The sequence below is a fragment of the Dactylosporangium sp. NPDC049742 genome, from assembly GCF_040674675.1.
Taxonomy (GTDB): Bacteria; Actinomycetota; Actinomycetes; order Mycobacteriales; family Micromonosporaceae; genus Dactylosporangium; species Dactylosporangium maewongense.
Genome location: NZ_JBFANF010000023.1, coordinates 119,373 through 131,334, shown reverse-complemented (window position 1 = coordinate 131,334; position 11,962 = coordinate 119,373). Strand labels below are relative to the sequence as shown.

The window sequence follows — 11,962 nt, the reverse complement described above, 5'->3', positions numbered from 1 at the left end:
AAGCACGCCCCCGTCCGAAGCCCAGGAGAAGAGAACCATGCGCAGATTGAAGGGCCGGCGCCTCGCCGGCCTGCTCGTGGCCGCGCTCGTCGCCGGCTACGCCGCCTTCACCGTCACCTCCGCCAGCGCCGCCAGCAGCCTGCTGTCGCAGGGCAAGCCCACCACCGCGTCGTCGACGGAGAACGCCGCGTCCGGCGCGGCCCTCGCCACCGACGGCAACACCGGCACCCGCTGGTCCAGCGCGTTCAGCGACCCGCAGTGGATCCAGGTCGACCTCGGCGCGACCGCCACGGTCGACCAGGTCGTGCTCAACTGGGAGGCCGCCTACGCCCGCTCGTTCAGCATCCAGCTCTCCACCAACGGCAGCACCTGGACGACCGTCTACTCCACCACCACCGGCGCCGGCGGGATCCAGACGCTCAACGTGTCCGGCAGCGGCCGGTACGTGCGGATGAACGGCACCGCCCGCGCCACCGCCTACGGCTACTCGCTGTGGGAGTTCCAGGTGTACGGCACGACCGGCGGCACCACGTGCGGCACCGCGAACGCCGCCCAGGGCCGGCCGGCCACCGCGTCGTCGACGGAGAACGCCGCGTCGCCCGCGTCGGCCGCCTTCGACGGCAACACCGGCACCCGCTGGTCCAGCGCGTTCAGCGACCCGCAGTGGGTCCAGGTCGACCTCGGCGCGACCGCGACCGTCTGCCAGGTGGTCCTGAACTGGGAGGCCGCCTACGCGCGGTCGTTCACGATCCAGCTCTCCACCAACGGCAGCACCTGGACGACCGTCTACTCCACCACCACCGGCGCCGGCGGCATCCAGACCCTCGACGTGTCCGGCAGCGGCCGGTACGTGCGGATGAACGGCACCGCCCGCGCCACCGCCTACGGCTACTCGCTGTGGGAGTTCCAGGTCCGCACGACCGGACCGGTGCCGCCCACCTCGCAGCCGCCGTCGTCGCAGCCGCCATCGTCGCAGCCGCCGGGGTCCTTCTGGGGCGACACCAGCTCCATCCCCAACCCGTCCAACGTCGTCATGGTCAAGGTGCTCAACCGCACCAACGGGCAGTACCCCGACAGCCAGGTGTACTGGAGCTTCAACGGCCAGACGCACAGCATCGCCGAGCAGCCGTACCTGGACATGCCGGCCAACTCCGCCGGCCGGATGTACTTCTACCTCGGCAGCCCGAACAGCCAGTACTACGACTTCATCGAGTTCACCGTCGGGCCGGCGGTCTTCAACGGCAACACCACCCGCGTCGACGCGTTCGGGCTGAAGCTGGCGATGCGGCTGCACGCCCGCGACGGCTACGACGTGCAGGTCGGCGAGGACCAGGCCACGTTCGCCGAGAGCCGCGCGGCGACGTTCCAGCGGTTCATCGACGAGGTGCCGGCCCAGTTCGACGTCCTGGCGCAGTCGCAGGCGCCGTACCGGATCATCGCGCCGGGCAGCGACCCGACGTTCCGCGCCGGCGGCGTCAACGCGAACTACTTCACCGCGTACGCCGCGCAGTACGGCATCAACGCCCCGACGTCGGACGTCTTCGGCTGCGCCGGGGTGCTCGCCAACGACCCGGCGAACTGCGCGGCGCTGAACCGGCACGTGCGGCAGCTGCCGGAGTCGCAGTGGTCGACGCCGAGCCTGTACTACCAGGCCGCGCCGGCGAACTACTACGCCAAGTTCTGGCACGACCACGCCATCGACAAGCTGTCGTACGGGTTCCCGTACGACGACTACGCCGGCCAGTCGTCGTTCGTCTCGCACGGCAACCCGCAGTGGCTGCTGGTGGCCGTCGGCTGGTAACACGTCACAGCGCCGCTGACGGCTGGTAGCGCCTGCTCGGCAGCGCGCGAAACGCGGTACAGCGGCGGCAAGCAACGACGGGCACCCCTCGCACGAGGCAAGGGGTGCCCGCCGTCATGGCACCCGAAGGTGTCAGGCAGCTCCGCCCGGCTGGACGACGCCGTTCACCGTGAGGGTGTACGGCGCGTACTGCTGGACCTGCTCCGTCGGCTCGTCGTAGGCGACGACCGCCACGACCTTCGGGAACAGCGACAGCAGCGCCAGCTGGATCCAGTTGAGCGTGATGCTGTTCTTGCCGGTGAACTCGAACTGCCACGCGAGGTGGTTCGCCTCGTCGATGCCGACGAGCTTCACGTGCCAGTTCTTGACCTTGACCGGGGTGATCTCCGTCGGCGAGTCGAACGGCGCCAGGCTGGAGCCGTCGCTCAGCAGGGTGCCGCCGAGCGCGATGTCGTCGACGAGCAGGCCGCCCTCGTTGACACCGCCGTCGCTGACGTAGCGGATGCCCAGCAGGATCGACTTGCCCGCGTACGCGGACAGGTCGAAGCTGTGCGCCTCGAAGCCGTTCGTCGTGCCGTTCAGGCCGGGGCCGAGCGGCGCGTCGACGGTCTTGTCACCGGGGATCGCGGCGTAGGTCGTGCCACCGTCGGTGGAGACCACGACGTAGCCGTAGTCGTAACCGAGCTCGGCGCCGTACTTCGCCTGGAAGGTCAGCGTCGCGTTGGAGGCGGGGACCGTCACCGGGATGACCGCGGTGGCGTCGGTGTTGTTGGCGTTGCCCGAGAACAGCACCGAGTTGCCCGGCCGGTCGGGGTCGTTGTTGACCAGCGTCCAGGCCAGCGGCAGGGACGGCAGGGCCGACGCGCCGGTGAACTTGAGCGAACGCAGGTCCTTGCCCTTGATGGCCGTGCCGTTCTTCTGCAGCAGCACGTAGTCGGCGCCGTTGGGGGCCGCTCCGGGCACGCTGTAGCTCTGGGTGTTCGCCAGGTTCACCGAGGAGCGGACGCTCTTCGACGTGACCTTGGACTTGTCGGCGCCGAGCACGAGGCTCCAGCGCGAGTCGTCCAGGAGCTTGTCCAGCAGCACCGACGACTGGTAGTCGTGCAGCACCGTGTACGCGTCCTTGGCACCCTCGGCCTTCACGGCCGCGTCGACGCTCTTGATGCCCTGCAGGGCGCCGTCGCGGTGCAGCTTCTCGATGATGTCCTGACCGTAGTGGTCGTAGAGGTACAGCAGGAACTGGTACGCGTTGCCGTAGTCGGCGAGCACACCGGCGCCGCTGCCGCCCTCACCCCAGAGGTTGAGCGAGTTCTGGGAACCACCGCAGTCACGGGGGTTGGGGTTGAAGGGTGTCTGCACCGGACCGTAGCCCTGGAAGCAGTACAGGTGGCTGTCGCCGCCCTTGTCGTAGACCGTCTTGGTGCCGTCGACGTAGCCGGTGAGCGTCTGCGCGAAGTCCGCGAGACCCTCGTTGAGCCACGTCGTCTCGTTCGGGTCGACGTAGGACAGCAGCAGGTGCTGCCACTCGTGCGCGAACGTGCCCTCGTAGAGGGTCGGCCGGGCCGGGCGGCTGGTGCACACGTCACTGCTCGGCGCGTCGACGGGGTTGGCGCCGGTACGGTGCTCCCAGTCGTACGCGTCGATCGTCATGACGTTGCGGTCGAACAGTTCGTTGAACTGCGTCGAGAAGAAGCCCGCGATGTAGGTCGTGGCGGCCGGGAACGTGTAGTAGTTGTCGTCCCGGACGTTGTCGACCAGCGTGACGGTCTTCTCGCCGCCGCCGGTGTAGACGCCGCCGTTGCCGTTGGCGTCCGGTCCGAGCAGCGCGTTGCTGCCGTCCCGGTTCGGCGGCGTGCTGAAGGCGGCGGTCTCCTTCGGGTACATGTTGGTGTCGAACTCGTGGATGAAGTTCGCCACCTGCGCGTCGGTGACCGTGGTCGTGTTCGGCACCGCGTTACGGCAGTCGCCCGCCGGGAACGAGGTGTCGACCGCGACCCAGACCTCGATGTGCTCGCCGACACCGCGCAGGACGTAGTCCTTGCGGTACAGCCGGCCCTGGTAGTCGTCCGAACCCAGCCACTGACGGACCGTGCCGACCGTCGGGGTCTCCCCCGCGGCCAGCGAGCGCCGCTGCTGCGCCGGCTTCGCCATCTTCGACGTGTCGACCAGCTTGCCGTCCAACGTGAACTGGGTCCGCGTCATGTGCCGCGTGTCGGACGTCTTGCTCGCACCGGACGCCGCAGGCGCCTTGACCGGGGCCGCCGACGCCGGGGAAACCGGCAGGGCGACGAGCACCGGCACGGCGAGGACGACGACCGCGGTCGTGACCAGGCGTTTCCGCACCATGAAGCCTCCTCAAGTCGGCCCGCAGCACCGGGCGGGGGTGACCGCGACCGGAAACTGGCAGACCGAACCCGTGATGATATTGACAAGGCACACTATCGCCACGGCATCCATCGGCAACGTTCGCATCGAATAGCGAGGGTGTCGACGAGGGATCGCGTGCATTCGGTGCGGTCAATGCACGGATTCAGCAGGCGGGCGCCGCTCCGCCCGACGTCGAGGAGATGTACGCGTGGCTGACGTACTGCCCGGCGCCGACGCGGTCCCAGCGGGTCGTCGTGCCGTAAGGCCCGGCGATCGACTGGCCGGTCACCCAGCACTCGATCGGCACCTGGGCGTAGGTCGCGGCGTAGCCCTTGCTCGCGAAGCTCGAGCCGGCGCCGGCCCGGATGTTCAGCGGCCCGCTGCCGATGACGCCGCGCGGCCCGCCGGCGGTCCACAGGTAGGCGACGTCGACCCACGCGTTGTTCGTCAGCTGCAGCCCGTCCCAGAAGACGCCGTCGCCGAGGTCGATGCCCGCGGGGTTGGCGACGGTGCGGCCGAACTGGTCCTTCCCGCCGTTGTAGCCGTTCTGGTACGCCGCCTGCGCCTCGGGCCGGCCCTGCGGGAGGTCCTTCCACGACTGGCGGGTCGCCGGCGGGTTCCAGTAGTCGTCGGTGGTGTTCCACGGGCCGACGTCCCAGACGGGGGCGAACTCGCACCGCGCGCCGCTGGTCGTGCAGACCCGCACGGTGTAGTCGCCGGTGCCCTTCGGCGACAGGCCGCGCCGCGACGGCAGCGCCACGAAGTGGTCCCGGCTGGTGATGACGTGGCCGTTCGCGGTGGTGCCGCCGACGAGCCCTTCGCGGGTCGCGTACACCCGGTAGACGTTGCCGACGGCGGCGAGCCCGGTCGCGGCGGGCGCGCTGGAGGCCGCCAGCCGCACGGCGGTCACGGCTGCCGCCCCGGTCAGGACCACCCGCACCTCGACGACGCCGACGGTCTCCTTGAGCGGGGTGCCTGCCGTCTGCCACTCGGTCCACTGGTCGCCGCGCCGGCCGCGGTACTCGACGTCCGCCGATCCGGCGACGGCGGCCGTGACCAGGTTCGCGGGCGTGGCGAGGGTGTGCGCGGCGGTGAGCAGCATGCCCTGCGCCACCGGCGCCCGCTGCCCGCCCGGCGCGGTGGACGGGTCGGCGAGCCGCAGCGCGGCGCCGGTCCAGGCGACGTTGACGTCGTCGCCGCCGACGGCGCGCAGCTCGGCGCTCCAGGCGTTGGACGGGTCCGCGGACACCTCCGGCTGCCCCGGGGTGGCGTGCGCGGGCGTGGCGACGGTCAGGAGCGCAAGCGCCGCGAGGGCGGGGAACCAGCGGTTCAGCACCCTCGCAGCCAACCATCGACATCGATGAACGTCAAGATGTTGCCGGCGGGTGACCCTGGTGCGGCCGGTCCTCGGGGACGGCCGCCCAGCACGTAAGATTCACGGATGCCTCTGATCGTCGCCGTCGCACAGCCGGAGTGCGACGCCTTTGACGTGGCCGCCAACGCCGCCACCCACGCGGCGGTGGTCCACGCGGCGGGCGCGCGGGTCGTCGTCTTCCCCGAGCTGTCGCTGACGGGCTATGAGCTCGACGCCGACGTGGTGCCGGTGGACCACCCCGCCCTGTCCCCGCTCCTCGACGCCTGCCAGGACACGGGCACGCTCGCCCTGGCCGGCGCGCCGGTCGACGGCGCCGGCGGCCCGCACATCGCGGTCCTGGCCGTGGACGGCGTCGCCGGCACGGTCACCGTCGCCTACCGCAAGGTGCACCTGGGCACCTCCGAGCAGCGCCGCTTCCGGCCCGCCGACGGACCCGCCGTCGTCACCGTCGACGGCTACCGGCTGGGCCTCGCCGTCTGCAAGGACACCTCGGTCCCGGAGCACCAGGCCCGCACGGCCGCCCTCGGCATCGACGTCTACGCCGCCGCCATGTGCATGTCCGCCGACGAGCTCGCCGAGCAGGACTGCCGGGGCGCCCGCATCGCCAAGGCGCACGGGGTGTGGGTCGCGCTCGCCAGCTTCGCCGGCCCGACCGGCGACGGCTACGCCGAGACCGCCGGCCACTCGACGATCTGGTCCCCGGACGGCACCGCGGTCGCCCGGACCGGCGCCGACCCCGGCACGTTCGCCGTCACCACCCTGCCGTAGCACCCCAGCGCGGGGGCTGCCGTAGCGTGGGCGGGGTGAGCGGCGCGGAGTTCGCGAAGGTGGAGCGCACCTCGGCGGCGACGGGGGCGGTGCGCGCCATCCAGCAGATGATCGTCGACGGGCGGCTCGCGCCGGGGCAGCGGCTGCCGCCGGAGCGCGAGCTCAGCGAGCTGCTCGGGATCAGCCGGCCGACGCTGCGCGAGACGATCCGGGCGCTCGTCGGGCTCAACATCCTGGAGAGCCGGCACGGCGCGGGCACGTTCGTCGCGGGGCTGTCCACGGCGGCGCTGCTGGAGCCGATGCGCTTCGTGATGGCGCTCAACGAGCGCACCGTGGAGGAGCTGTTCGAGGCGCGCCTGCTGCTCGAGCCGGCCCTGGCCGGCCTCGCCGCACAGCGGGCCACCGGCGAGCAGGTCGCGGCCATGCGGGCGGCGATCCTCGGCGAGGACCAGGTCGAGGCCGACGTGCTGCTGCACCGGCTGATCGCCGGCGCGTCGGGCAACGCGCTGCTCGCCGCGATGCTGGAGTCCCTGTCCGGCCTCGGCCGGTCGAGCCGGTCCATGACGTCGGGGCGGCCCGGCGTACACGGGCGGACGGCCGAGGACCACGAGGCCATCGTCGCGGCCGTGGAGGCGCGCGACCCCGACGCCGCGCGCCGGGCCATGACGGCGCACCTGGAGCGGATCGCGGCCGTCGCCCGCGAGCGGCAAGGATTGGCTTGACCACTTGGCCACTTCGCTCGTACCGTAGCAGCCCATGAGACTTGCCCGGCTTGGACCCTCCGGTGCCGAACGACCCGTGGTGCTCGACGCCGAGGGCCGCGCGCGGAGCCTCGAGGGGCTGACCGCCGACATCGACGGCGCGTTCCTCGCGGCCGACGGGATCGCCCGCGTCCGCGACGCCCTCGACACCCTGCCCGTGCTCCCCGAGCAGGACCTCCGCCGGGGCGCGCCGGTCGCCCGGCCCGGCAAGGTCGTCTGCATCGGGCTCAACTACCGCGCGCACGCCGCGGAGTCCGGCGCCGAGCCGCCCGCCGAGCCGGTCGTGTTCATGAAGGCGGCCGACACGGTCGTCGGCCCCGACGACGACGTGCGCATCCCGCGCAACAGCGTCAAGACCGACTACGAGGTGGAGCTCGCGGTGGTCATCGGCCGCGAGGCGCGCTACCTCGACAGCCCCGCCGACGCCGCCTCGCACATCGCCGGCTACGCCATCAGCAACGACGTCTCCGAGCGCGAGTTCCAGCTGGAGCGCGGCGGCCAGTGGGACAAGGGCAAGTCGTGCGAGACGTTCAACCCGCTGGGCCCCTGGCTCGTGCCCGCCGACGGCCTGACCGTGCCCGAGCTGCGCCTGCGGTCGTGGGTCAACGGCGAGCCCCGCCAGGACGAGCTGGCCGGCGACATGATCTTCGACGTGCCGCACGTCGTCTGGTACCTGAGCCAGTTCATGGTGCTGCGCCCCGGCGACATCGTGAACACCGGCACCCCGGCCGGGGTGGCGATGGGCCTGCCCGGCCAGCCGTACCTGCGCGCCGGCGACGTGATGGAGCTGGAGATCGACGGCCTGGGCCGCCAGCGCCAGCGCCTCGTCCAGTTTGAATAATCCGTTTTCAACAATCTGTTGAAAACGGATTGTTGAGCTGGCATGCTCCGGAGGTATGACGGAGATGCTGACCTTCCCCGACCCCGGGGCACGGCGCGCGGAGCGGGTCTACGCCGCGCTGGCCCACCTCACCGAGCGCCACGCCGCATCGCCCGAGCTGCGCTCGCGGCATACCCACGCGGACGTCGCCGCCCCGCACGAGGTGGTCCGCGTCGCCGCGGCGATGGCCGCCGGGTCGATCCCGCCGGCCCCGGGCGAGCCCGCGCTGGACAGGTCCGACCTGGTCGCGGCGCTGACCCTGCTGCCCGAGGTGCGGGCGGAAGTGGACGCCACGGAGCTGTACCTGCTCAAGACCGCCCGCGCCCGCGCGATGACCTGGCAGGACATCGCGCTGAGCCTCGGCCTGGGCACCCCGCAGGCGGCCCGGCAGCGCTTCGAACGGCTGGAGGCCCGGAGCGACCCGACGACATGATCGTCATCACCGAGCCGGCGCACGCGAACAGGAGCCGGCTCAGTCGAGCCAGCCGGGGCGGACCAGGCCCGCCTCGTAGGCGAAGACCACGAGCTGCGCACGGTCGCGCGCGCCGAGCTTCACCATCGCGCGCGACACGTGGGTCTTCGCGGTCGCCGGGCTCACCGTCAGCCGGGCGGCGATCTCGTCGTTGGACAGGCCCTGACCGGCCAGCGCGACGACCTCCCGCTCCCGGTCGGTGAGCTCGGCCAGCCGCTGCGGCGACGCCGGGCCGGCGGTGCGGGCCGCGAACCGCTCGATGACCCGGCGGGTCACGCCCGGCGAGAGCAGCCCGTCGCCGGCCGCGACGACGCGCACACCCCGGACCAGCTCGGCCAGGTCGGTGTGCTTCACCAGGAACCCGGCCGCGCCGGACCGCAGGGCCTCGGCCACGTACTCGTCCAGCTCGAACGTGGTGAGCACGAGGATGCGCACCGCGGCGAGCGCCGGGTCCGCGACGATCTGCCGGGTCGCCGCCAGGCCGTCGACACCCGGCATCCGGATGTCCATGAGCACCACGTCGGGGCGGGTCTGGCGGGCCAGGCGCACCGCGTGCGCGCCGTCGCCCGCCTCACCGACGACCTCGATGTCCGGCTCCGCGTCGAGCAGCGCCCGGAACCCGACCCGGACCAGGGTCTGGTCGTCGGCGAGCACCACCCGGATCATGCCGCCTCCAGGGGAAGGCTCGCCTGGACCCGCCAGCCGCCCTCCGGGGCGGGCCCGGCGCTCAGCGTGCCGCCGAGCGTGGCGGCCCGCTCCCGCATGCCCGTGATCCCGTTGCCGGGTCGCGCCGGGGTGTGGGCCGGCGCCGCGCCGCCGCCGTCGTCGTCGACCCGGATGACCAGGGCGGCCGGCTCGTACCCGAGCGTGACGGTCGCGGCGGCGCCGGGACCGGCGTGGCGGCGGACGTTCGTCAGCGCCTCCTGCACGATGCGGTACGCCGCCCGGTCGGTGCGCGCGGGCAGCGCCCGGACCTCACCGTCCACGACGGTGCGCACCGGCAGGCCGGCGTCGGCGGTGAGCCCGTCGAGGCGGTCCAGCCCCGGCGCCGGCGCGCGGGGGGCCGCCTGACCGTCCGGGTAGAGCGAGTCGAGGACCGACTGCACCTCGCCCAGCGCCTCCGCGCTGGCCTGACGGATCGTGTCGAGCGCGCTGCGGGCCTGCTCCGGCTCGCGGTCCATCAGGTGCAGCCCGACGCCCGCCCGCACGTTGATCAGGGACAGGTGGTGGCCGAGCACGTCGTGCAGCTCGGCGGCGATGCGCAGGCGGGCCTCGCTGGCCTGCCGGCGCTCCCGCTCCTCGGCGAGGCGCCGCCGCTCGCGGAGCGCCCGGACGACCGGCCGGGCGGCCAGCGTCACGGCCTCGGCGGCCAGGCCCAGGCCGGCAACGACGGCCGCGCCGAGGAGCAACCGGTCCGCCGCCCCGGGGCCGAGGACCGCCCAGACGGCGTACGCGCCCGGCGCGGCCGCCCAGACCAGGATCCGGTGACCCGCCACGAGCGCCGCCGACGCGGCGAACACCGGTGCCAGGAGCGTCACCCCGACCGGCGGCCACAGCACGTGGTACGCCACGGCGAACGCGACCACGACGACGAAGTTGCGCCGGGGGAAGCGGTGCCGGTCGGCCAGCGCGAACCCGCCGAGGACCAGCAGGGTGTAGCCGGCGGGCCCCGGCCGGCCCTGGGCGAGCAGGGCCGTGCCGAGCACCTGCGCGGCCGCGGTGAACAGCGCCAGGCCGGGCGCGGACCGCCGCCCCGGACCCTGGCTCTTCAGGGTCATGCGAGCACTGTAGGTCAGCCCGGGCATCCAGCGCCGTCTCCGTCCGGAGGTCTCCGGGGTACTCCGTACGGCGTAGCCGGGCGGCGGCGTACGACGGTGGGCGCAGCCCGGACACCGCCGCTGGACCGACGCGACCCCGGCGCCCGCGCGGACACCCTGTCGGGCATGACTGACACCGTTGAGACGACTGAGACGACCCAGCCCGTCGACACCGCGCAGCGGCGGGCCGCGCGGGTCATCGGGGCCCTGTACCTCGTGCTGATGGCGGCCGGCGTGTTCGCTCAGATCTACGTGCCGGGCACGTTCCCCGGCGCGGACGACACCGCCCAGCGCTTCCTCGACCACGAACGGCTGCTGCGGGTCGGCGCCGCCGTGGACCTGCTCTGCGACGTCGGCGACGCGGCGCTGGCCGTGGCGTACTTCGTGCTGCTGCGCAAAATCAGCTGGCCGCTGGCGGCGCTGGGCGCGTTCTGGCGGTTGGCGCAGGTGGCGGTGCTCGCCGCGTACACGTTGACGAACACCGTCGTGCTCCAGCTCGTCAGCGGCGGCGACGAGGTGCGGGCGCTGGACCCGGACCAGGCGGCGGCGCTGGCCTGGGTGGCCACCAGCGCCCACGCCGTCGGGTACAGCATCGGCCTGGTCTTCCTCGGACTCGGCTCGACGGTCTTCGCCTATCTGCTGTACCGGTCGCGGTACGTGCCGCGGTGGCTGGCCGGGCTCGGCGTCGCGGCGTCCGCGCTGCTCGCCGCGGGCAGCCTCGTCACGATCGCGTTCCCGGAGGCGACCGCGGTCGTCAACCCCGCCCTGTACGCGCCGATGTTCGTCTTCGAGATGACCACCGGCGTCCTGCTCCTGGTCCGCGGCGTGCGCTGAGCCGGGCCCCGGGGGCTACTCGCCGGCGGCCCCGGTGCGGGCGGTGAACAGCAGGTACTCCCACTCCATCGCGCCGCCGCCGAGGTCGTGGCGCCGGGCCAGGTCCAGCAGCGCCTCGTCCAGCGCGGCGAGCGCCGCCGGGTCGCCGGAGTTCGCGGCGTAGACGGCGATCGTCGGGCCGTACGTGCGCTTGAAGAACTCCAGGAACGCCTCCGCGGTCGGGAACACCGTCACGGGCAGCGTCCGCCGCTGCGCCACGACGCCGGTGACGCGGTCGCCGAACAGGGCGCGGACGTGGGCCTCGTCGCCCCACAGCGGCGGCGGCTGGGCGCCGGGCGGCGGGGGCGGCGCGTAGGGCTTCATCGTCGCGAACATCTGCCCGATGAAGCCCTGCGGCGTCCAGTTGACCAGCCCGATCGTCCCGCCCGGCCGCAGCACGCGGACGATCTCGTCGGCGCACACCTGGTGGTGCGGGGCGAACATGACCCCGACGCACGACATCACGGTGTCGAACGCGCCCGCCGCGAACGGCAGCGCCTCCGCGTCGGCGGCCTGCCACTCGAGGGTGACGCCGTGCCGGCCGGCCAGCCCCTCGCCGATCTCCAGCAGCTCGGGGGTGAGGTCGGTGGCGACCACGCCGGCGCCGGCCCGCGCGGCCGGGATCGCCGCGTTGCCCGAACCCGCGGCCACATCGAGAATCCGCTGCCCGGGCCCGGCGGCCACGGCCTCGGAAAGGACGGGCCCGAGCGCCGGGATCACGTCCGCGGCGACCGCCGCGTAGTCGCCCGTCGCCCACATCGCCCGGTGCTTGCTCTTCAACGCCTGGTCGGCGGTCATGTCTGTGATCTGCATGTCCTCGACCGTAGGAATCGCCGCCGGGGCGTCAC

11 protein-coding genes are annotated in these 11,962 nt (G+C 73.0%); 6 read left to right on the top strand and 5 right to left on the bottom strand.

Annotated features, from left to right (window positions below):
* Window positions 1-37: 37 nt before the first annotated feature.
* On the top strand, window positions 38-1,801 hold the full coding sequence (locus tag AB0J72_RS27045; RefSeq protein WP_363403270.1) for a discoidin domain-containing protein: 1,764 nt from the start codon (window positions 38-40) through the stop codon (window positions 1,799-1,801).
* 132 nt (window positions 1,802-1,933) lie between these two features.
* Here AB0J72_RS27045 and AB0J72_RS27040 read toward each other — a convergent pair whose 3' ends face one another.
* Entirely contained in the window at window positions 1,934-4,147 is a 2,214-nt protein-coding gene (locus tag AB0J72_RS27040) for a choice-of-anchor J domain-containing protein (protein WP_363403268.1), read from the bottom strand.
* A gap of 184 nt (window positions 4,148-4,331) precedes the next feature.
* Window positions 4,332-5,504, bottom strand: coding sequence for a hypothetical protein (locus AB0J72_RS27035; RefSeq protein ID WP_363403266.1), 1,173 nt, complete (start codon window positions 5,502-5,504; stop codon window positions 4,332-4,334).
* 105 nt (window positions 5,505-5,609) lie between these two features.
* On the opposite strand from AB0J72_RS27035, the gene AB0J72_RS27030 reads away from it, so the two are divergent.
* From AB0J72_RS27030 to AB0J72_RS27015, 4 genes are read left to right on the top strand one after another with little or no spacing between them, the layout of a single operon-like run.
* Window positions 5,610-6,311: a carbon-nitrogen hydrolase family protein gene (locus AB0J72_RS27030; protein ID WP_363403264.1), complete on the top strand. Its 702-nt coding sequence runs from the start codon at window positions 5,610-5,612 to the stop codon at window positions 6,309-6,311.
* Window positions 6,312-6,346: 35 nt separating this feature from the next.
* Window positions 6,347-7,033 (top strand): FadR/GntR family transcriptional regulator, encoded by a 687-nt coding sequence (locus AB0J72_RS27025; protein WP_363403262.1) that lies wholly within the window; start codon window positions 6,347-6,349, stop codon window positions 7,031-7,033.
* Window positions 7,034-7,067: 34 nt separating this feature from the next.
* The gene (locus AB0J72_RS27020) at window positions 7,068-7,913 is read left to right on the top strand and encodes a fumarylacetoacetate hydrolase family protein (RefSeq protein WP_363403260.1); all 846 of its coding nucleotides are present in this window, start codon (window positions 7,068-7,070) and stop codon (window positions 7,911-7,913) included.
* A gap of 55 nt (window positions 7,914-7,968) precedes the next feature.
* Window positions 7,969-8,385, top strand: coding sequence for a DNA-binding protein (locus AB0J72_RS27015; RefSeq protein ID WP_363403258.1), 417 nt, complete (start codon window positions 7,969-7,971; stop codon window positions 8,383-8,385).
* A 39-nt stretch (window positions 8,386-8,424) separates the two neighbouring features.
* Here AB0J72_RS27015 and AB0J72_RS27010 read toward each other — a convergent pair whose 3' ends face one another.
* Together AB0J72_RS27010 and AB0J72_RS27005 are read right to left on the bottom strand one after the other, a co-directional pair.
* Window positions 8,425-9,090: a response regulator transcription factor gene (locus AB0J72_RS27010; protein ID WP_363403256.1), complete on the bottom strand. Its 666-nt coding sequence runs from the start codon at window positions 9,088-9,090 to the stop codon at window positions 8,425-8,427.
* A complete protein-coding gene (locus AB0J72_RS27005; RefSeq protein ID WP_363403254.1) occupies window positions 9,087-10,202 on the bottom strand; it encodes a histidine kinase in 1,116 nt (371 codons plus the stop codon). Before AB0J72_RS27005 ends, AB0J72_RS27010 begins: the two co-directional genes overlap by 4 nt.
* Window positions 10,203-10,367: 165 nt before the next feature.
* On the opposite strand from AB0J72_RS27005, the gene AB0J72_RS27000 reads away from it, so the two are divergent.
* Entirely contained in the window at window positions 10,368-11,075 is a 708-nt protein-coding gene (locus tag AB0J72_RS27000; protein WP_363403252.1) for a DUF4386 domain-containing protein, read from the top strand.
* Window positions 11,076-11,090: 15 nt separating this feature from the next.
* Here AB0J72_RS27000 and AB0J72_RS26995 read toward each other — a convergent pair whose 3' ends face one another.
* Window positions 11,091-11,927 (bottom strand): class I SAM-dependent methyltransferase, encoded by an 837-nt coding sequence (locus AB0J72_RS26995; protein ID WP_363403250.1) that lies wholly within the window; start codon window positions 11,925-11,927, stop codon window positions 11,091-11,093.
* Window positions 11,928-11,962 lie beyond the last annotated feature (35 nt).

What these genes read in the sequence shown, in the direction of transcription:
- AB0J72_RS27045 (WP_363403270.1), top strand. Translation starts at nt 38, where the DNA reads ATGCGCAGATTGAAGGGCCGGCGCCTCGCCGGCCTGCTCGTGGCCGCG.
- AB0J72_RS27040 (WP_363403268.1), bottom strand. Translation starts at nt 4,147, where the DNA reads ATGGTGCGGAAACGCCTGGTCACGACCGCGGTCGTCGTCCTCGCCGTG.
- AB0J72_RS27030 (WP_363403264.1), top strand. Translation starts at nt 5,610, where the DNA reads ATGCCTCTGATCGTCGCCGTCGCACAGCCGGAGTGCGACGCCTTTGAC.
- AB0J72_RS27020 (WP_363403260.1), top strand. Translation starts at nt 7,068, where the DNA reads ATGAGACTTGCCCGGCTTGGACCCTCCGGTGCCGAACGACCCGTGGTG.
- AB0J72_RS27015 (WP_363403258.1), top strand. Translation starts at nt 7,969, where the DNA reads ATGACGGAGATGCTGACCTTCCCCGACCCCGGGGCACGGCGCGCGGAG.
- AB0J72_RS27010 (WP_363403256.1), bottom strand. Translation starts at nt 9,090, where the DNA reads ATGATCCGGGTGGTGCTCGCCGACGACCAGACCCTGGTCCGGGTCGGG.
- AB0J72_RS27005 (WP_363403254.1), bottom strand. Translation starts at nt 10,202, where the DNA reads ATGACCCTGAAGAGCCAGGGTCCGGGGCGGCGGTCCGCGCCCGGCCTG.
- AB0J72_RS27000 (WP_363403252.1), top strand. Translation starts at nt 10,368, where the DNA reads ATGACTGACACCGTTGAGACGACTGAGACGACCCAGCCCGTCGACACC.
- AB0J72_RS26995 (WP_363403250.1), bottom strand. Translation starts at nt 11,927, where the DNA reads ATGCAGATCACAGACATGACCGCCGACCAGGCGTTGAAGAGCAAGCAC.